At 73.0% G+C, this 19048-nt stretch carries 16 protein-coding genes; 8 read left to right on the forward strand and 8 right to left on the reverse strand.

Annotated features, from left to right (window positions below; genetic code table 11):
* Positions 1–65: 65 nt before the first annotated feature.
* From ACIRG9_RS10615 to ACIRG9_RS10625, 3 genes are read right to left on the reverse strand one after another with little or no spacing between them, the layout of a single operon-like run.
* Positions 66–2582: a polynucleotide kinase-phosphatase gene (locus ACIRG9_RS10615; protein WP_402853301.1), complete on the reverse strand. Its 2517-nt coding sequence runs from the start codon at positions 2580–2582 to the stop codon at positions 66–68.
* Positions 2579–4033 (reverse strand): 3' terminal RNA ribose 2'-O-methyltransferase Hen1, encoded by a 1455-nt coding sequence (locus tag ACIRG9_RS10620; protein WP_402853304.1) that lies wholly within the window; start codon positions 4031–4033, stop codon positions 2579–2581. The genes ACIRG9_RS10615 and ACIRG9_RS10620 overlap by 4 nt, the downstream gene beginning before the upstream one ends.
* 12 nt (positions 4034–4045) lie before the next feature.
* Positions 4046–4177: a hypothetical protein gene (locus ACIRG9_RS10625; RefSeq protein ID WP_402853306.1), complete on the reverse strand. Its 132-nt coding sequence runs from the start codon at positions 4175–4177 to the stop codon at positions 4046–4048.
* A 127-nt stretch (positions 4178–4304) separates the two neighbouring features.
* Between ACIRG9_RS10625 and ACIRG9_RS10630 the strand changes: the two genes are divergently transcribed.
* Together ACIRG9_RS10630 and ACIRG9_RS10635 are read left to right on the forward strand one after the other, a co-directional pair.
* Complete coding sequence (locus ACIRG9_RS10630; protein ID WP_402853307.1) at positions 4305–4787, forward strand: SigE family RNA polymerase sigma factor; 483 nt, start codon at positions 4305–4307, stop codon at positions 4785–4787.
* Positions 4784–5845 (forward strand): LCP family protein, encoded by a 1062-nt coding sequence (locus ACIRG9_RS10635; RefSeq protein WP_402853309.1) that lies wholly within the window; start codon positions 4784–4786, stop codon positions 5843–5845. Before ACIRG9_RS10630 ends, ACIRG9_RS10635 begins: the two co-directional genes overlap by 4 nt.
* Positions 5846–5934: 89 nt before the next feature.
* Here ACIRG9_RS10635 and ACIRG9_RS10640 read toward each other — a convergent pair whose 3' ends face one another.
* Positions 5935–6147 carry a hypothetical protein gene (locus ACIRG9_RS10640; RefSeq protein WP_402854230.1) on the reverse strand — a complete coding sequence of 71 codons (213 nt, stop codon included), beginning with the start codon at positions 6145–6147 and terminating at the stop codon, positions 5935–5937.
* Positions 6148–6335: 188 nt separating this feature from the next.
* Between ACIRG9_RS10640 and ACIRG9_RS10645 the strand changes: the two genes are divergently transcribed.
* Positions 6336–6719 (forward strand): phage holin family protein, encoded by a 384-nt coding sequence (locus tag ACIRG9_RS10645; RefSeq protein ID WP_402853311.1) that lies wholly within the window; start codon positions 6336–6338, stop codon positions 6717–6719.
* 131 nt (positions 6720–6850) lie between these two features.
* The gene (fbaA, locus tag ACIRG9_RS10650) at positions 6851–7873 is read left to right on the forward strand and encodes a class II fructose-bisphosphate aldolase (protein WP_402853313.1); all 1023 of its coding nucleotides are present in this window, start codon (positions 6851–6853) and stop codon (positions 7871–7873) included.
* 57 nt (positions 7874–7930) lie between these two features.
* Here the strand turns inward: fbaA and ACIRG9_RS10655 are convergent, their stop codons facing one another.
* Positions 7931–9142 (reverse strand): hypothetical protein, encoded by a 1212-nt coding sequence (locus tag ACIRG9_RS10655; protein ID WP_402853315.1) that lies wholly within the window; start codon positions 9140–9142, stop codon positions 7931–7933.
* 283 nt (positions 9143–9425) lie between these two features.
* Between ACIRG9_RS10655 and ACIRG9_RS10660 the strand changes: the two genes are divergently transcribed.
* Positions 9426–9854 carry a DUF3151 domain-containing protein gene (locus ACIRG9_RS10660; protein WP_402853318.1) on the forward strand — a complete coding sequence of 143 codons (429 nt, stop codon included), beginning with the start codon at positions 9426–9428 and terminating at the stop codon, positions 9852–9854.
* A 144-nt stretch (positions 9855–9998) separates the two neighbouring features.
* Here the strand turns inward: ACIRG9_RS10660 and ACIRG9_RS10665 are convergent, their stop codons facing one another.
* Together ACIRG9_RS10665 and ACIRG9_RS10670 are read right to left on the reverse strand one after the other, a co-directional pair.
* Positions 9999–11759, reverse strand: a complete 1761-nt coding sequence (locus ACIRG9_RS10665) for a chromosome partitioning protein (protein ID WP_402854233.1) — start codon at positions 11757–11759, stop codon at positions 9999–10001.
* Positions 11760–12302: 543 nt separating this feature from the next.
* Positions 12303–13301, reverse strand: a complete 999-nt coding sequence (locus ACIRG9_RS10670; RefSeq protein WP_402853321.1) for a diacylglycerol kinase family protein — start codon at positions 13299–13301, stop codon at positions 12303–12305.
* Between the two features lie 122 nt (positions 13302–13423).
* Here ACIRG9_RS10670 and ACIRG9_RS10675 point away from each other — a divergent pair, with 122 nt between their 5' ends.
* The 3 genes from ACIRG9_RS10675 (at position 13424) to purD (ending at position 17146) form a co-directional block, all read left to right on the forward strand.
* Positions 13424–14713, forward strand: coding sequence for an adenylosuccinate synthase (locus ACIRG9_RS10675; protein ID WP_402853324.1), 1290 nt, complete (start codon positions 13424–13426; stop codon positions 14711–14713).
* A 164-nt stretch (positions 14714–14877) separates the two neighbouring features.
* On the forward strand, positions 14878–15807 hold the full coding sequence (locus tag ACIRG9_RS10680; protein WP_402853326.1) for a type IV toxin-antitoxin system AbiEi family antitoxin domain-containing protein: 930 nt from the start codon (positions 14878–14880) through the stop codon (positions 15805–15807).
* A gap of 91 nt (positions 15808–15898) precedes the next feature.
* Entirely contained in the window at positions 15899–17146 is a 1248-nt protein-coding gene (gene purD / locus ACIRG9_RS10685) for a phosphoribosylamine--glycine ligase (protein ID WP_402853329.1), read from the forward strand.
* A 336-nt stretch (positions 17147–17482) separates the two neighbouring features.
* Here purD and ACIRG9_RS10690 read toward each other — a convergent pair whose 3' ends face one another.
* Positions 17483–19042: a N,N-dimethylformamidase beta subunit family domain-containing protein gene (locus tag ACIRG9_RS10690; RefSeq protein WP_402853332.1), complete on the reverse strand. Its 1560-nt coding sequence runs from the start codon at positions 19040–19042 to the stop codon at positions 17483–17485.
* Between the last annotated feature and the right edge of the window lie 6 nt (positions 19043–19048).

Here is a 19048-nt window from a genome sequence, read left to right on the forward strand (position 1 = left end):
CTGTGTCCACGGCCACAAAGGGTACCCAAGCCCGGTCCGGAACCGCGCCGGACCGGGCGTACCGGTCACAGCCGGGGGTCGACCGGCTCAGATTCGCAGGCCAGGATCGCGAAGACCAGCTCGTGCCGCCGCCAGAGCGGGGCGTCCCCGGCGAGCGCGTCCAGGGCGGCCAGGCCGAGACCGTGCTCGCTCAGGGCCAGCCCGCGCTTGCGCCCCAGCGAGCGCTTACGCAGCGCGGTGAGCTGCCCGGGATCGGTGTAGCCGGGGCCGTAGATGATCCGCAGGTACTCCCGCCCCCGGCACTTGATCCCCGGTTGCAGCAGCGAACCCTTCGGTGAACGGGCCGACAGGCCGGCGTACGGCTTCACCACCATGCCCTCCCCGCCGGCCGCGGTCAGCGCGAGCCACCACTCGGTCGCCGCCGCGACCGCCGCGTCATCGGCCAGGTCCACGACCTGCCGGCGGGTCGCGGTGAAGAACTCCGGGTCCGCCGCGCAGAGCCGGTCGGCCAGCGCCAGCTGCCAGCCGTGGTCCCGGTCGGCGTAGCTCACCCCGGAGCCGGCCAGCACGGCGAACGGCGCCAGTGTCACCCCGCGCAGCCCGTCGGTGCGCCCGACGTACGCCCGGTAGGCCGCCGAGTACGCCCGCACCTCGGACTCCCGGTCGGCCATCCGGCCGCGAAGCTCCGCCACCGGCAGCCCTCGTGCGGCGGCGATGTCCAGCGCGGCGAGCACCGCCGGCAGGGCCGCCCGGCCGGCGGCACCCACCCCCGCGTACTGCTCCCGGATCAGGCTGCCCGCCTTCGCCGACCAGGGCAGCAGCTCACCGTCGAGCAGCAGCCAGTCGGTGTCCAGCTCGGCCCAGAGGCCGGCGGTGGTGACCGCCGCGCGCACCCGGGCCAGCAGCTCGTCGTCGAGCGACGGGCCGAAGAACGGCCGGCCGGTACGGGTGTGCACCACCCCGCCGTCGAACCGACCCGGCTCCCGTTCCACCAGCACCACGGCCCGCGAGCCCATGTGCTTCTCCTCGCAGACCACCCGCTCGACACCGGCCGCGCGGTAGTCCGCGAACGCCTGCTCCGGGTGCTCCAGGAAACCGTCGACGGTCGAGGTCGAGCAGGGCGCCATCGTCGGCGGCAGCCAGACCAGCCGGCCGGGGTCGACCGCGTACCGGCTCATCACCTCCAGCGCAGCGGCGGCGTTCTCCGCCGGCACGGTCAGCGACCCGTACGCGTGGGTGAGGTGCCGCCGCCCGGTGACGTCGGCCAGGTCCAGCACGGTGTCCGGGCGGGTCGCGCCGGGCGCGACCAGCGGGCGGGCCGGCGCGTACCACTCCTTCACCGCCGGGACCGAGACCAGCTCCTTCTCCGGGTAGCGCAGCGCGGTGAGCCGGCCGCCGAAGACGCAGCCGGTGTCGATGCAGATGGTGTTGTTCACCCATTCCGGCTCCGGCGTGGGCGTGTGGCCGTACACGACCATGGCCGAGCCCCGGTAGTCGCGGGCCCACGGGTAGCGCACCGGCAGGCCGTACTCGTCGGTCTCGCCGGTGGTCTCCCCGAAGAGCGCGAAGGCGCGGACCCGGCCGGACGCCCGGCCCTGGTACGCCTCCTTCAGGCCGGCGTGCGCCACCACCAGCCGGCCGCCGTCCAGCACGTAGTGGCTGACCAGACCGTCGACGAAGGTCGCCACGTCCGCGACGAACTCCGCAGGCTCCGACTCCATCTGGGCCATCGTCTCGGCCAGGCCGTGGGTGAGCCGCACGTCCCTGCCGCGCAGCTTGCGCAGCAGCTTCTGCTCGTGGTTGCCGGGCACGCAGATCGCGTGGCCGGCCGACACCATGCCCATCACCAGGCGGAGCACGCCGGGGGAGTCCGGGCCGCGGTCCACCAGGTCACCGACGAATACCGGGGTACGCCCGGCGGGGTGCACGGCGTCCACCGGGCGGCCCGTGTCATCGCGGCGCAGCGCGTAGCCCAGCCGGAGCAGCAGCGCCTCCAGCTCCTCCCGGCAGCCGTGCACGTCGCCGACGATGTCGAACGGCCCGGTCAGCTCGCGCCGGTCGTTGAAGAGCTTCTCGTAGCGGATCTCGGCGGCGTCGATCTCCTCGAGCCCGCGCAGCACGTGCACCTTGCGGAAGCCCTCCCGGGCCAGCCGCCCGTACGACTGCCGCAGGTTCCGCTGCATCCGGGTGAGCACCTGCCGGCCGTGCGTCCGGTCGGCCCGGCCCTGCGTACGCTCCCAGGCCAGCGCCTCCGGCACGTCCAGCACGATCGCCACCGGCAGCACGTCGTGCTCGCGGGCCACCTTCACCAGGCCGGCCCGGGCGTGCGGCTGGAGGTTGGTCGCGTCGACCACGGTGAGCCGGCCCCGGCGCAGCCGGAGCCCCGCGACGTGGTGCAGCGCGTCGAACGCGTCGCCGGAGGCGGACTGGTCGTTCTCGTCGTCGGCCACCAGGCCCCGGAAGGTGTCCGAGGAGAGCACCTGAGTGGGCGCGAAGTGCCGGCTGGCGAAGGTGGACTTGCCGGAACCGGAGACGCCGATCAGCGCCACCAGCGCCAGCTCGGGAATGTCCAGGCTGGTCATGCGCGGATCTCCTCCTTCCGGGCCGCTTCTTCCGTTCTGGTGAAAACCGCGAGCTGCGTGGGACTGCCCACCTCGGGGTCGTCGTCGCCGACCCCGCCGAGGGTGGCGGCGTAGCCGTGGGCCACCGCCACCCGGTCGACCCAGGCGGCGAACTCGGCCCGGGTCCACTCGAACCGGTGGTCGGCGTGCCGGAACCGGCCCGTGCCCAACCCCTCGTAGCGGACGTTGTACTCGACGTTCGGGGTGGTCACCACGACCGTTCCCGGCCGGACGTGCCCGAAGACCGCGTCCTCCAGCGCCGGCAGGCGCGGTGGGTCGAGATGCTCGATCACCTCCATGAGCACCGCCGCGTCGTACCCGCGCAGCCGGTCGTCCCGGTAGGTCAGCGCCGACTGCCACAGCTTGATCCGGTCCCGCTGCCGCTCCGGCAGCCGGTCCAGCCGCAGCCGTCGAGCGGCCAGGGTGAGCGCCTGACTGGACACGTCGGTGCCGACGATCTCGGTGAACCGCCGGTCGGCGACCAGCGCGGCGAGCAACGCCCCGCCACCGCAGCCCAGGTCCAGCACCCGGGACGCCCCCTGGTCGCGCAGCGCGGCCAGCACCGCCTCGCGCCGGCGTAGCGCCAGTGAGGCGCGCTTCCGATCCGGCTCCTCCGCCGGTCCGACCGGGTCGACGGTGTCGTCGACGGGTGCCTCGTCGGCCAGCCGCAGTTCGGCCAGGCGGGCCAGCGCCTCTCCCGCGAGGGCCCGACTGTGCGCCAGGTAGCGGCGGGTGATCAGGGACCGCTCCGGGTGGTCGGCGAGCCAGCCGGCCCCGGCCCGGAGCAGCTTGTCCACCTCGTCCGGCGCCACCCAGTAGTGCTTGGCGTCGTCCAGCACGGGCAGCAGCACGTACAGGTGGTTGAGCGCGTCGGCGACCCGCAGCGCGCCGGTGAGCGTCAGGTCGACGTAGCGGCTGTCGCCCCACTCCGGGTACGCCTCGTCGAGCGGGATCGGGGTGGCGGTCACCGCCCAGCCCAGCGGGGCGAAGAGCCGTACGGCCAGCTCGGCACCGCCCCGGCAGCGCAGCACCGGCACCCTTACCTCCAGCGGGATCGGGGTGGCGGCCAGCTCCGGCCGGTCGCGGGACTCCCCGCGCAGCGCCGACCGGAACACCTTGGCGAGTGCGGAGGAGAGCAGGCTGGACGCGGCGTACGGGCGGTCGTTGACGTACTGCCCGAGGGTGAAGCTGTCCGGGGTGGCCGCCTGCCTGCGGCCCCGACCGCCGCCCAGCTTGAACGGGTCCACCTCGACCAGCAGCGCCGCCGTGCACCGCTGCTCGTCCGCCTCGGGGTAGAGCACGTGCGCGGTGCCCGCCGGCAGGCCGAAGCTCTGCACGCGCTCCGGGTGCTTGACGAGGAGGTGGCCGAGGTCGGTCGCGGGACGGTGGGTCGTGGTCAGGGTCAGCAGCACCCGTAGATGGTGTCAGTCGCGTCGATCATGCGTCGTCCGGTTTTCCGGACGGGTTCGCCTGAAGCACCGGTACGCGTCGGCGCCCGGCTTGCCGGTGGGCTTCACCGTGCCCGCGCCGCCGGCGGCGATGGTCGTGTCGTTCATGTACCGGCCCGGCTTGACGGCCGAGTCGGCCGCAGCGGCGGGGGTGGCGGAGGCGGCGTTGATTTCCCGGTAGTGCAATCCTCGGCTGTCCCAGACCCGTCAACAGGGCGGGACAGCGGGAGGTGCAGTGACGTACGAGGAGTTCGCCGACACCCGGCTGAGCGCCCTGCTGCGGTACGCGGTCATGCTGACCGGGGATCCCCACCAGGCGCAGGACCTGGTGCAGGAGACCATGGTCAGGGTCCAGCTGAACTGGCGGCGGGTGGCCCGCAGCGACGTGCCGGAACGGTACGTCCGCCGGATGCTCACCAACCAGTTCATCGACTGGCGGCGCGGCTCGTGGGCGCGCCGGGTGCTGCTCCGTGGCGAACCGGACGAGGTGCCCGCGCAGACCGACCACGCCCAGTCCGCGGTGGACCGGGACGAGTTGTGGTCCTCGCTGTCCCGGCTGCCTCGCCGGCAGCGCGCCGCTCTGGTGCTCCGCTACTACGAGGACCTGCCGGACGCCGAGATCGCGGAGATCCTCGGCTGCGCCGTCGGCACGGTCCGGTCCTGCATTTCCCGGGCGCTGGCCACCCTGCGAGCCGAGTACGTGGAGGTCTGCTCATGATCGAGAATGACCTGCGGGCCGCCTTCGCGCGGCTGGAGGCGCTGACCCCGCCCACCGGTCCGGTCCGGACCGCCATCGAACGGACCGTGGGCCGCCGCCGGCGCCGCCGCTTCCGGCTCCGGCTCGGTGGTACGGCGTTGGCGCTGGTCGCCGCCGCGCTGGCCGGCTTCACGGCGATCGCGCCGTCGTCCCCGGAGACCCCGCAGCTGCTGGGCGAACCGTCGTCGTCGGCGACGCCCACCGGCGCGCTGAACGTGCTGTTGGTCGGCATCGACTCGACGTCGGATCAGCGCTCACCGCTGGCCGACTCGGTGCTGGTCGTGCACATTCCCGCCGACCGCAGCCGGCCGTACCTGGTCTCGCTCCCGCGCGACCTGGAGGTCGACATCCCCGGGCTGCACCAGGACAAGCTCAACGCCGCCTTCTACCACGGCGCCGGGTCCGGCCCCGCCGACCTGAGCCGGGGCTACGACCTGATCGGACGGACCGTCACCGGTCTGACCGGCGTACGCCTCGACGGCGGTGCCGTGCTGACCTACCCGGCGTTGCGGAAGGTGACCGACGTGCTGGGCGGGGTGGAGCTCTGCCTGCCGCAGAAGATCACGTCCGCCCACACCCGCCGGGTCTTCCCGGCCGGCTGCCAGCGCCTCGACGGAGCCGCCTCGGTCGACCTGTTGCGACAGCGACGGGGGCTGTCCGACGGTGGTCTGGACCGGGACCGCAACGCCCAGCGCTTCGCCGCCGGCCTGGTCCGGCGGGCCGAAGCGCAGGACGTGTTGCGCGACCCGTTGCGGCTCTCCCGCCTCATCGCCGAGGTGGGCCCGGAGCTGACCGTGGCCGGCGACTCGGTGCTGGACCTGCTGCGGGTGGTCCCGGAGTTGGCCTCGGTCGAGCCGGTCGGGCTCAGCCTGCCGGTTGAGGTGTTGGAGGGCGAGGGCCCCACCTGGCGGCTGCGTGCGGACCCGAAGACCGCCCCGGCCTTCCTCGCCGCATTCCGGGAGGACCGGTTGGCCGAGTGGGCGGCGGCGAACCCGGACCGGGTCACCCCGATCCGCTGACCGGGGGCGCCGCCCCGCGTGACCGGCCGGGCCGCGTACGCCGAGCGCGGCATGCCTTGGGTGGGCGTGCCTGCCGTCCAAAAACGGCGTCAGCGGTAGTCGTCCTCGTCGGCGACGACCACCCGGGCCTGTTCCATCGCGTCCCAGTCGCCGACCTCCAGGCCGCGGTGCGGCTCGGTCTCCCCGTCCTCAGGGTTGATCACCGCCGCCTGCTCGACGGCGTCGGCCGGCTCCGCCTCCAGGTCCCGCTCCTCCGGAGCGAGGTGGTCGCTCGGGGCGAAGTCCTCGTCGGGCTGACCCATCGTCCCTCCCTGGATCTCGGTACGGACGGTCACCACCACACCGTACGGGCTGGTTCCGGTCGCCGCTCGGTGCCGGGCCCAACGGCGTGGGCCCGGCGGTCCGGATCCGCTGGCCACGCCGGGCGACGCCACCCGGCGGAGTCGGCGGATTGTCCCTCCCCGCGCGATGCCCGTGCCAGGATGGTGAGGTGCGCTTCCTGATCCGACTGGCGATCACCGCGATCGCGCTGTGGATCACCACCGTGATCGTGCCTGGAGTGGAGGTGACTGGCCGTAACACTACGGACACGGCGGTCACCCTGCTCGTGGTGGCGTTCATCTTCGGTGTGGTCAACGCCGTGCTCAAGCCGGTCATCAGGCTGCTCGGCTGCGTGTTCTACCTGCTCACCCTCGGTCTCTTCGCGCTCGTGGTCAACGCCCTGCTGTTCCTGTTCACCGGCTGGATCGCCCGGCAACTGCAGCTGCCGTTCCAGGTGGACGGCTTCTGGGCCGCCTTCTGGGGCGCGATCGTGATGGCCGTGGTGACCTGGCTGATCAGCGTCGTGGTGCCGGACCGGCGGGAGGCCCGGTGAGGGCGTTCCCGGGTCGGTTGTGCCCGTCGCCGCCTTCTACGGGATACTGCCGGCGGTGGACAGCGCGGTCCGGCGCACCAAGGAAGACAGCGGCCTGCACGGCCGAGAGCGGTAAGTAAGGAGCGTTCGACATGCCCATCGCTTCCCCCGAGGCTTACGCGGAGATGTTGGACCGGGCCAAGGCCGGCCGGTACGCGTACCCCGCGATCAACGTGACCTCCTCGCAGACGCTGAACGCGGCGCTCAAGGGCTTCGCCGACGCGGAGAGCGACGGCATCATCCAGGTCTCCACCGGTGGCGCGGACTACCTGTCCGGACCGTCGGTCAAGGACATGGTCACCGGTTCCGTCGCGTTCGCCAAGTACGCCCACGAGGTGGCGAAGAACTACCCGGTCAACATCGCGCTGCACACCGACCACTGCCCGAAGGACAAGCTGGACAAGTTCGTCCGGCCGCTGATGGCCATCTCCCAGGAGCGGGTCAAGAACGGCGAGGAGCCGCTGTTCCAGTCGCACATGTGGGACGGCTCGGCCGTGCCGGTGGCGGAGAACCTGGAGATCGCCGAGCAGCTCCTCACCGAGGCCGCCAAGGGCAAGATCGTCCTCGAGATCGAGGTCGGCGTCGTCGGCGGCGAGGAGGACGGCGTCGAGAACGCCATCAACGAGAAGCTCTACACCACCGTCGAGGACGGCCTGGCCATGGTCGACGCGCTCGGCCTCGGCGAGAAGGGCCGCTACATGGCGGCGCTGACCTTCGGCAACGTGCACGGCGTCTACAAGCCGGGCAATGTCAAGCTCCGCCCCGCGGTGCTGCACGAAATCCAGGTGGCCGTCGGCGCCAAGTACGGCAAGGAGAAGCCGCTCAGCCTGGTCTTCCACGGCGGTTCCGGCTCCCTGCTGTCGGAGATCCGCGAGGCGCTGGACTACGGCGTGGTGAAGATGAACATCGACACCGACACCCAGTACTGCTTCAGCCGGCCGGTGGCGGACCACATGTTCCGTAACTACGACGGTGTGCTGAAGGTCGACGGCGAGGTCGGCAACAAGAAGATGTACGACCCGCGCGTCTGGGGCAAGGCCGCCGAGGCCGGCATGGCCGCCCGCGTCGTGGAGGCCTGCGAGGCGCTGCGCTCCACCGGCACCAAGATGAAGTGACCGCTTGAAAGGAAGGGCCCCTTGTTAACACCCGTCTGTTAACAAGGGGCCCTTCCTTTATTCGGTGAGCAGCCGGACCGCCTCGTGCACGTCGTCGGTGAGGTGCACGGTGGTCGACAGGTCGCCGAAGGGGGACGCGGCCAACAGCGGGCGCAGCAGCGACTCGACCCGCAGCTCCGTGGTCCAGTACTCCCGGTCCAGGAAGACGTACGCCCCGCTCGCGCCGTCCGTGCCGTAGTAGGTCTTGGTGGCCGCCTGGAACACCTCCTGCACGGTCCCGGCCCGGCCGGGTGCGAAGACGATTCCGCCCCGGGCCAGCCGCAGGATGGTGTCCTCGCGGATCGCGTTCGAGAAGTACTTGGCGATCCGTCCGGCGAACAGGTTCGCCGGCTCGTGCCCGTACAGCCAGGTGGGGATGGCCAGCCCGCCTGAGCGGGCCCACTCCGTACCGGCCGCCGCCGGCCGTGGCGTGGGCAACCCCGGGCCGGCCGAATACCGCTCGCGGACCCGCAGCGCCACCCCCGTGTACCGGTCGTGGTCGGTGAAGTCGGGAGCGGTGGCGAGCAGGTCGATCGCCGCGGTCAGCTCCTCCGCCGGCCAGGCCGCGAGGAACGCGCCCAGGTTGGCCGCCTCCATCACACCGGGACCGCCGCCGGTCACCACCAGCCGGTCGGCCCGCGCCAACTCCCAGCCCAGCACCGCCGCCATCCGGTACGCGACGCTGCCCCGCCGTACCGCGTGCCCGCCCATCACGCCCACCACGGACTGCGGTCCGTGCACCGCCAGCCAGGCGCGGGTGGCGTCCGCCAGCGCGTTGTCCACCCCGTGGTCGTGCAGCCGCTGGCCGAGCGCCTCCCGGACGTCCGGCAGCGCGCCGCCGTGCGCGCGGAAGTGCGCGTACACCCGGGTGTCGTACATCCCGGCGAAGCCCGCGTCCGCGAAGCCCGCGGCCAGGTCGTCTGCACTGTAGAGATGGGCCGGCTGGGTCGGGTAGGGCAGCCCGGAGAAGGGCGGGACCACGTTCGCGCCACGCCGAACCAGGTCCGCGCCGACCTCGCGTCCGGCGAACCGGCAGCCCACGAAGAGGGTCCCGGCGACCTCGACGCCACGCAGGTCGGGGACCGGATCGAGGTCGAGACGCAACCCCTGCACGGTCAGTCCGGCGAGGGTCCCCGCGGCGAACCGCCGGTCGAACTCGGCCCGGGTCTGGATCTCGTCGACGCTGGGGTCGTGCGGCTCGATGACGTCCGCGGGAGGTGGGGTCGGCACGGGATCATCCTGCCCGGGCCCGGCAACCCGGCCAAGCCGGCGGAACCGACCCGGCAAACCCGGCGGAACGGGCAGGAGCCCGGCGGCCTGGCCGCCGGGCTCCTGCACAACCGGTCCTGGGGAGGCTCCGGACTTTCAGTTGTAGTGGAAAACGTCGCCGCCCGGCATGGGCCACCGGTATGCGGGCCGGCACCGCAGGCGTGACGAAACCCTCAGCCGTTCAGCCCAACCGGCTGGCCCGACCCTCTCGCGTAGCCGGCCGAGATGCGGGTTGAATGGGGCGATGCAGAACCTGTTGCCTGAGCCACCGGCCACCCTTCTGCCCGTGCACGAGGAGGCCGACGCCGCGCTGGCCGCCGCCGCGGAGCAGGACACCGACGAGGCGTACGCCGAGGCCGCGGCGAGCTTCCCCAGCCACAGCGCGGCCTGGGCGGCGCTCGGGGCCCGGTCGCTCGCCGCGGGCCAGGTCATCCCGGCGTACGCGTACGCGCGGACCGGCTACCACCGGGGCCTGGACCAGCTGCGCCGTAGCGGCTGGAAAGGGCACGGCCCGGTGCCCTGGTCGCACGAGCCCAACCAGGGCTTCCTCGGCTGCCTCTACGTGCTCTCCCGGGCCGCGGGCGAGATCGGCGAGGCGGACGAGGCGGCGCGTTGCGCCCAGTTCCTCCGCGACTGTGATCCGGCTGCCGCGGACGCCCTGGCCAGTCACTGACCCGCGTCGACGGCCGGTCCGGCGATCAGATCGGACCGGCCGTCGCAAGATCGCGCTCAACCCGTGAAGTAGTCGCCTCCAACCACTTCGGAGGCCGCTGTTTCCGCGATCTTGTTGAACGGAGCTTCCCCCATCCAGGGCGCCCTAGAGCCCCTCGGCGACCGCGGCTGCGATCTTCAACCAGGCGTCCCGGGTCGCCGAGGAGAGCTGGCCGTACCGGATCGGCTCGCCGGTGTCGATGAGCCGCTCGTACGGTGCCAGCAGCACCGCCCGGGTCCGGGCCGCGAAGTGCTGCTGGATCGCCGGCAGGTCGATCTCCTTGCGTGACGGCGGCATCGACACCACCGTCACCGCCTGCCGGACCAGTCGCTGCCGGCCGCTCTGCTCCAGGTGGTCGAGCATCCGGGCGGCCGTCTCCGCCGAGTCGTTACGGGCTGACATGGTGACCACGAGCTGGTCGGTGGCGTCCATCGCGGCCTGCCAGTTCTGGGCCCGGACGTTGTTCCCGGTGTCCACGAAGATCAGCTTGTAGAAGCGGCTGACCACCTCGCGGATCTCGGCGAACGCGGCGGCGGTGAGCATCTCCCCACCTGTCGCCGACTCGTCCGAGGCGAGCACGTCGAACATCCCCTCGCCCTGCGAGCGGACGTACTGCGACAGGTCCCCGACCCGGCCGTGCGGGCCCTGGAACTGTCCCAGGTCGCGCAGCATGTCCCGGACCGTACGGGAGTGGAAGTCCTGCTGGGCCCGCATGCCCAGGGTGCCCTGCGTCTCGTTGTTGTCCCAGGCCAGCACGTATCCGCCACGCTTCTGGCCGAAGGTCATCGCGAGCAGCAGAATGGCGACGGTCTTGCCCGCGCCGCCCTTCGGGTTGACCACGGTCACCTGGCGCAGCCCGCCGAAGTTGCGCCGGACCATCTCGATGTCCCGCTTGGCCTCCTGCTCGTGCCGCCCGGGCGGGAGCCGCACCAGCCCCATCCGGTTCACCACCGCCCGTACGCCCATGGTGGCCACCGGGTCGGCCGGTCTGGCCTGGCGGCGGCGGGCGAAGTCCTCGGCCGTCGGAGTGGCCCCGCTCTCCGGGGTCCAGACCGGCGCCGGATACGTGGTGGCGGGCGCCGGCTGCTGCGCGGCGGGCGGGCCGGGCTGCTGAGGCGCGGCACCCTGCTGCGGCCAGGCCGGCGGGTACTGGCCCGGTGGCGGGGTGGGCCCGCCCGCCTGCGGTGGCGGCGGGTACGCCGGTGCCCCGGGGTGCCCCGGCTGTCCGTACCCGACCGGTCCCGGCGGGTACGCCGTGCCGTCCCCGTACGGCGGCTGGCGCAGCGGTACCCCCGGCGCGGGCGGGAACGGCCCGAGTCGCGGCGCCGATCCCACGCCGCCCGCCGCGTCAACGTCCGCCGCCGGGTCGGTGGCGGCCGCCGGCCCGGGATCGGCTGGCCCGGCTGCCGGTGGCCCGGGAACCGTCCCGGCTGTTGTCGGCCCGGGATCGGCTGGCCCGGGTGTTGCCGCCTCGGCTGTCGTCTGTTCGGGAGTTCCCACCTCGGCTGACGTCGGCCTGGCTGTGGTCGCGCCGGCGGCCGGAGGCGTCACCGGGCCGGCGGCGGCGTCCGCCGGTGGCGATGCCGGGGTTCCGCCGGGCGGCTCGCTCGCCGGGTTGCTGAGCCGCTGCGGCGGCTGCGTCCACGGCGACTCGCTCCGGCTGCCCGCCGTCGCCGCGGCGTCACCGCCCTGGCCGGGCCCGTCCGCCGCCCCGCCAACCGTGGGTGGGATCGCTGCCCCGGCTGCGGCCTCGCCGGCAGTGGGTGGAGTGGCCGCCTCGCCAGCCGCGAGCGGGGTGGACGCCGCCGGGTCGGCCGCGGGCGGAACGGTCACCTCGCCGGCCGCCCGGTCGGCCGTGGGCGGGATGGCTGCCCCGGCCGCCGCCTTGCCGGCCGTGGGCGGGGTGGCCGCCTTGCCGGTTGTTGGCGGGCCGGCCGCCTCGGCTGCCGCCCCGTCGGTGGTGGGCGGGGAGGCAGCTCGGGACGAGTCCGCCGCCCGGCAGTCAGGGCCGGCCAGCGGGTGGTCGAGGGTGAACGGCAGGTCCAGGTCGATCGAGGGCTGCACCGTGCGGGCGATGCCCGTGCCGTTGGCGGTGTCCGGCGGAGTCCGGTCGGGCCGCGGTCGGCTGGTCGGATCGGTCGGCTGCGGCGGTGCCGGCGGCCAGGCGGTCGACGCGGGCGGGGTGGGCCAGGCCGGCGCGGCCGGCTGGGCGGCCGCCCACGGCGGGGCGGCGGTGTTCGGGTCGGTCGGATCCGGCGGCCAGAGCGGTTCGATGTCCCGCTCGGGCACCTGCGGTTGGCCCGGTACGTGGGCCCGGTCGGCGTTCTCGTGCACCACGGTTCCTCCCCATTCCTCCTGCCGAGGATAGGCCGTCCGGTTGACCGAGGGGTCGGACCGAATCGACGGAGGTCAGACCGTCCAGACCGCCCAGGTGCCCGGCTCGACCCACCAGGACCGCTTACGGCTCAGCTCGCCCTCGACGCCGTCGTCGAGGAAGGGGACCTTCTCGTCGCGGGGCACGACCGCCACCGCCCGTCCTCGTGCCCGGCGCACCTCGAGTCGTACCCGCTTCCGGCCCAGCGCGGACCGGGTCACCACGGGCACGGCCACCGCCACCTCGACCCGGCCGTCGGTCGGGTCCGGGTCGGCCAGCAGCGCCACGTCGTCCAGCCGGGCGTACCCGCCGGCGTTGCCGATCGCGCAGGCAAGGATCGGTCCCTCGCCGTCGGAGAGGACGGCGCTGTCGACCTCCACCCGGGCCCGCCAGCGCAGCGGTTGGCCCGCCTCGTCGGCCGCGCCGAGCAGCGCGCCGTCCAGGGTCACCGAACCGCCGTCGTTGCGCAGCAGGTCGAGCCGGCGGACGGTGCCGTCCAGCACCGCGCCGGCCACCGCCGCCGGATCGCGGGGCAGCCCGAGCTGCTCGGCCAGGTCCCGCGCCGTCCCGCCCCGGGCCGGGTCGAGCGGGAGTACGCCGACCGGCGGCAGGTCGGGGACGGTCCGGTTGTCGGCCAGGTCGGCCGGACGGCGGCTCGGCGGCGGAGCGTACCGCCGGACCAGCCGGCGTAGCACGGCGCGCAACTGACCGTCACTGGCCGTGGCGACCACCAGCCGGGTCTTGCTGTCCGGGTCCGGCCAGGTGAGGCCGTCGGGACGCGGCGGCCCGTCGAGGCGGGCGAGCACCTCGTCGATCTCGGCGTCCGAGCGGGCGGTCACCGTCACCACCCGGGCACCCCGGGCGGTCAGAGCGTCCGCGCAGGCCAGCACCGGTACGCGCGGCGTCTCGCAGCGCTCCGCGGTCTTGGCGTCGGGGGCGGCCTCGTCGGCGCCACCGCAGCAGGCTCCACCGCTGCCGCAGCCCCCGGACGCATCCCGCTCCGAGCCGAGGGTGAGCAGCACCACGTCGTACACGAAGGAGCCTCCTGCTTCTCGACGAACCCCTGCCGGTTCCGCCGTCCTTACTTGTTAGCCTGACACCCCGGGCTCGCCAACCGGTCGCCACCTGGCACCCGAGCCTTCTGGAGGCGGAGAAGATGCCAGCGATCGTGCTCATCGGTGCTCAGTGGGGCGACGAGGGCAAGGGCAAGGTTACCGACCTGCTGGGCGGGCGGGTCGACTACGTGGTGCGCTACTCCGGCGGCAACAACGCCGGCCACACGGTGATCACCCCGGACGGCCAGAAGTACGCGCTGCACCTGATGCCATCCGGCGCGCTCTCGCCCAGCGCGATGATCGTCATCGGCAACGGCGTGGTGGTCGACCCGAAGGTGCTGCTGGAGGAGATCGACGGTCTCGCCGAGCGGGGCGTGGACGTCTCCCGGCTGCGGATCTCCGGCGACGCGCACCTGATCATGCCGCACCACCGGGCGCTGGACCGGGTGGTGGAGCGCTACCTCGGCTCGTCCCGGATCGGCACCACCGGCCGGGGCATCGGCCCGGCGTACGGCGACAAGGTCGCCCGGATGGGCATCCGGCTCCAGGACCTGCTCGACCCCGGCATCCTGCGCAAGAAGCTGGAGCTGGCGCTCCGCGAGAAGAACCAGCTGCTGTTCAAGGTCTACAACCGCAAGGCGATCGACGTCGACGCGACGATCGAGGAATATCTGGGCTACGCCGAGCGGCTCACGCCGTACATCGCGGAGACCCGGGTGATGCTCTGGGACGCCTTGGACCGCGGCGATACGGTGCTGCTGGAGGGTGCCCAGGCGACCATGCTCGACATGGACCACGGCACGTACCCCTTCGTCACCTCGTCGAACCCGACGGCCGGTGGGGCGTGCGTGGGCGCGGGCATCCCGCCGACCGCGATCACCAGGGTCATCGCGGTGAGCAAGGCGTACACCACCCGGGTGGGCTCGGGCCCGTTCCCGACCGAGCTGTTCGACGACAACGGCCAGCACCTGCGCAAGGTCGGCCACGAGTACGGTACGACCACCGGCCGGGAGCGCCGCTGCGGCTGGTTCGACGCCGTCGTCGCCCGGTACGCCTGCCGCCTCAACGGCGTCACCGACCTGGTCATCACCAAGCTGGACGTGCTCACCGGCCTGCCGAAGGTGCCGATCTGCGTCGGCTACGAAATCAACGGCAAGCGATTCGATGACATGCCGATGACGCAGACCGACTTCCACCACGCCACCCCGATCTACGAAGAGCTGGACGGCTGGTGGGAGGACATCACCAAGGCGAGAACCGAGGACGACCTCCCCGAAAACGCGCGCCGCTACATCGCCCGCATCGAGGAGCTCTGCGCCACCCGGGTGAGCGTGGTGGGCGTAGGCCCAGGCCGCGAGGAAAACGTCCTCCGCCACCCCCTCCTCCCCTAACCCCGCCACCGCTTCGTCGATCATGAGGTTGGCGGCAGGATCGTAGATCCATCTCACCGTCAACCTCATGATCGACAAGTGAGTGCCTCTGGGTTTTCCACAGGGCGGGTGGGTTGTCCACAGGGGTCTGCGTGGGGTGGGCGGGGGGTGGAGCCTGATGCTCCGTGGATCGTCGTCAGATTCTCGGGGCCGTCGCCGTCCGCCAGGGCGGGGTGGTGACTCGGGAGCAGGCACTCGCGGCCGGGTTCAGCCGCCACGAGATCGACAACCAGGTTGCGATGGGGCGTTGGCGTCGAGTCGCCCGAGCGGTCTACCTGGTTGCCGTCCCGAGCGAAGAGGCGGTGCTGCGTCGGAGCCGGATTCGGGCTGCGGTGCTGTCGTTGGGCCCGGCGGCTCATGCGGTTCTCGCGACGGCTGCCGAGCTTCATGGGATAGCGGGCCTGCGAAGGTTTGACGAGATCCATGTCTGTCTGCCGGGACGGGCGGCCAGGGGTGCTCGCATTCGGGATCCCGCCATCATCGTGCATCAGCTGGATCACCCGCCCCACGCGGTGACGGCGGTTGACGGCATCCCCGTTACGGCTCCCCTGCTGACGGTGGCCGAACTCATCCTCAGGCAACCTCGATACCCTGCCGTTTCAGTGCTTGATTCCGCCTTGAACCGAGGGCTGGTCAGGGACGACGAACTGCCTTCCATTCTCTCGATGATCAGGGGGCGCCGAGGCGCGGTAGCCGCTCGCCGCTATCTGACCGAGGCCAACGGGCTCGCGCAGTCCCCGCTGGAGACGCGGACCCGCCTCCGGTGCGTCGACGGACGGGTGCCGCCCGACTGCCTCCAGTTGGAGGTCAGGGATGATGACGGTTACCTGCTCGGTGTCGGGGACATGGGCTGGCGTGCTTCGCGGGTGATAGCGGAGGCTGACGGCCGGGAGGCACACGAGACCCCGAACGCCCTCTTCGGCGACCGGCATCGACAGAACCGACTGGTCAACGCCGGCTGGACTGTTCTCCGCTTCACCTGGGGCGACACGCTCCGCCCCGACTGCATCCCCAGCGTCGTCCGCCGCGCTCTGGCGGCACGACGGGCGGGTTGATCATGAGGTTGGCGGCGGAGTCGATCTCGGTAAGTGCCGCAAACCTCATGATCAACGAGGCGGGGTGGTAGGGACAGTAGGATGCGGGGTCGTGCGGGTATTGCTTTTGGGTGGTGGAGGGCGGGAGCATGCGCTCGCGCTCGGGTTGGCCGCGGATCCGGCCGTTGACGTGCTGGTGGCGGCGCCGGGGAATCCTGGGATCGGTGGCGTTGCCTCGGTGCGGGAGGTGAACGCTTCCGACGGGGCTTCCGTCGCGGCGCTCGCCGTGGAGCTCGGTGCCGACCTGGTGGTGATCGGGCCGGAGGCGCCGCTGGTGGCCGGGGTCGGCGACGCGGTACGCGCCAAGGGCATCCCCGTGTTCGGTCCGTCGGCGGAGGCGGCCCGGCTGGAGGGCTCCAAGGCGTTCGCCAAGGACGTGATGACCGCTGCCGGCGTGCCCACCGCCCGCGCGTACACCTGCACGGACCAGGAGGGCACCGCCAGGGCGCTGGACGAGTTCGGGCCCCCGTACGTGGTGAAGAACGACGGGCTGGCCGCCGGCAAGGGCGTGGTGGTGACCGACGACCGGGCGGTCGCCGAGGAGCACGCAGCGGAGTGCGGCCGGGTGGTGGTCGAGGAGTACCTGGCCGGGCCCGAGGTTTCCCTCTTCGTGGTCACCGACGGGGAGGCGGCCCTGCCGTTGCTGCCGGCCCAGGACTTCAAGCGCGTCGGCGACGGCGACACCGGGCCGAACACCGGCGGCATGGGGGCGTACGCGCCGCTGCCCTGGGCGCCGCCCGGCCTGGTCGACGAGGTGATGCGCGACGTCGTGCACCCGACGCTGGCCGAGATGCGCCGCCGGGGCACCCCGTTCGCCGGCCTGCTCTACGTCGGCCTGGCGATCACCGCCGCCGGCCCCCGGGTGATCGAGTTCAACGCCCGCTTCGGCGACCCGGAGACCCAGGTCGTGCTCGCCCTGCTGGAGACGCCGCTCGCCGGGCTGCTGCACGCCGCCGCCACCGGCACCCTCGCCGCGCATCCGCCGCTGCGTTGGCGGGACGGCGCGGCGGTCACCGTCGTGGTCGCGGCCGAGGGATACCCGGCGGCACCGCGTACCGGCGATGTGATCAGCGGCGCGGACCGCGCCGGGATCATCCACGCCGGCACCCGACGGGACGCGGACGGCACGCTGCGCTCCGCCGGGGGCCGGGTTCTCTGCGGTACGGCCACCGGCCCCGACCTGGCCGCCGCGCGGGACGCCGCCTACGCCCTGGTACGCGGCGTCGAGCTGGCCGGCTCGCACCACCGCACCGACATCGCCGCCGCCGCGGTGGCGGGCCGGATCACCGTGCCGTCCTGACGGGCCGCCTGACGTCCACCTCCTGGCCCGACGATGCGGTTCGCCGCCGGACGTCGGGCAAGCCGGAGCGCCGCACGCCGAGCCTCAGACCGGAGCGCCGCACGCGGAGGAGCCTCAGAACGGAGCGCCGCACGCGGAGGAGCCTCAGACCGCGGAGGCGGCGGAGGTGCGGCCACGCTGAGAACGGGTGATAGCCGGTCCGGAAGCGGCGGATCAGGCCCGAGCCGGAGGGCCCGCTCAGGCCCGAGCCGGAAGTGGTCGATCAGGGCCGGGCCGGAAGCGGTCAATAGGGCCCGGGCCGGACGCGGTCGATCATGGCGGGCCGGAAGCGGCGGATCAGGGCCGGGCTGCCGGTGTGGGGGGAGTGCCGCCGGCGCCGCCCGACGAGCGACTGATCATCCGGTCGAGCACGTTGGCGGTGGCTCGTTCGATCCGTTCGTCCCGGAGTTTCGGTCGGTTCAGCGCCATGGTCCAGCCGAGGGTGCCGGCGGCGAAGACCACCGCGCCCTGCGGCGTCTCGTACACGTGGGTGTTCTGTACGTGGGTTCCGCCCTGCCGCACCTGGTACGGCGACGCGCTGAGGATGGTGGCGTCGACTTCGGTGGGCCGGGCCACGTTTGCGTGGAGGCCGTCCGCCTCGCCGGCGACGACGTTGGGGATCCGGTCGCCGTCGGCCGCCCCGGTCCCCGCCCACACCCAGTGCTGCGCCGACCGGACGATCAGCGGCTTCGGGGACCGGATGATGCCGTTGTACTGCACGCCGAGCAGCGCCTGCTCGGGGTGCCCGGCCCTGCGCCAGGTGACCGTCGGGCCGAACCCGTCTTCGCCCGGGTCGGGCAGCGTCTTGCTGCAGGCGACCACCCGGTCGGGCCGGCCGTCGTCGGCCGGGCGGACCCGGATGCGCCAGTAGACGCTGTTCGCGCCGAAGTAGGCGAGGCTGGTGCCGCGGGCCAGCGCCGACTCCGCCGCCCGGCGCATCGCCCAGGACCAGTACTCGTCGTGCCCGCAGAACACCAGCCCGAGGTGCCGCCGGGGGTCGAGCCGCCCCGAGTGCAGGTCGAAGCTGGTCGCGTAGCTGACGTCGTAGCCGTTGCGTTCCAGCCACTGGATCGCGTCACGGTCCCGGCTGAAGTGGCTGGGCTCGCCCGCGTCCGCGTACGGCCGGTCGAAGGAGACCTCCCACGCCCGCAACGCCGGGTCCCGCCGCCCGGCGGGGTCGTACCCGTTGTAGAGGCTCTTGCCGGTCGCCGCGTTCTCCGGCCACTGGTTGTACGCCTGCCAGGTGGTCACCGGCAGCACGACGCAGAGCGCGGCGGCCCGCCGGTCGTCGCGTACGACGAACGGGGTGCTCGCCTGCCAGCCGGCGGCCGAGGTGAACACCGCCTGGTAGAGGCCGGAGGTCCAGTCGTCGGGCACCGGGAGGGTCCAGGACACCGGCCAGCGACAGGCGATCATCCCGGTCTTCGGGTCGGCGAGCGGCACCGGCTGCGGCGTCCCGGCCAGGTCAGGACTGGCCAGCATGGTGCGCGCCCCGGCACCGCCGTACCAGCCGAGGCGGTGGATGGTGATCCGGAACTGGCCGGCCGGGTTGACCGCGACGTGGAAGTCGATGGACTCGCCGGGGGCGACGCTGGTCGCTGAGGCGTACCCCTGGATCTGCCGCTGGCGGTCGTCGGAGGAACGGACACCGACCGGCGGCGACAAGGGCTCGCCGGCCGCCTGGTTCTCCACCGCGACGGGTGCCGGCCGGTTGTCGACCTTGACGGGTGTGGGCTGGCGGCGGGTCAGGGTGGCCTCGCGGCGCCGGCCGAGGCCGGGCTCAACGGCGCCGAGCGCGCCGGCGGAGACTCCGCCCAGCAGGAGGCCGAGTGCCCAGCGCCGGCGAAGTCGGACCATCGGACT

Origin of the sequence: Micromonospora sp. NPDC093277, from assembly GCF_044765245.1 — a bacterium.
Classification (GTDB): domain Bacteria; phylum Actinomycetota; class Actinomycetes; order Mycobacteriales; family Micromonosporaceae; genus Micromonospora.

Coding starts and splice junctions, on each gene's coding strand:
- ACIRG9_RS10615 (WP_402853301.1), bottom strand. CDS start 2,582: ATGACCAGCCTGGACATTCCCGAGCTGGCGCTGGTGGCGCTGATCGGC.
- ACIRG9_RS10625 (WP_402853306.1), bottom strand. CDS start 4,177: ATGAACGACACGACCATCGCCGCCGGCGGCGCGGGCACGGTGAAGCCC.
- ACIRG9_RS10635 (WP_402853309.1), top strand. CDS start 4,784: ATGATCGAGAATGACCTGCGGGCCGCCTTCGCGCGGCTGGAGGCGCTG.
- ACIRG9_RS10640 (WP_402854230.1), bottom strand. CDS start 6,147: ATGGGTCAGCCCGACGAGGACTTCGCCCCGAGCGACCACCTCGCTCCG.
- fbaA (WP_402853313.1), top strand. CDS start 6,851: ATGCCCATCGCTTCCCCCGAGGCTTACGCGGAGATGTTGGACCGGGCC.
- ACIRG9_RS10660 (WP_402853318.1), top strand. CDS start 9,426: ATGCAGAACCTGTTGCCTGAGCCACCGGCCACCCTTCTGCCCGTGCAC.
- ACIRG9_RS10675 (WP_402853324.1), top strand. CDS start 13,424: ATGCCAGCGATCGTGCTCATCGGTGCTCAGTGGGGCGACGAGGGCAAG.
- ACIRG9_RS10690 (WP_402853332.1), bottom strand. CDS start 19,042: ATGGTCCGACTTCGCCGGCGCTGGGCACTCGGCCTCCTGCTGGGCGGA.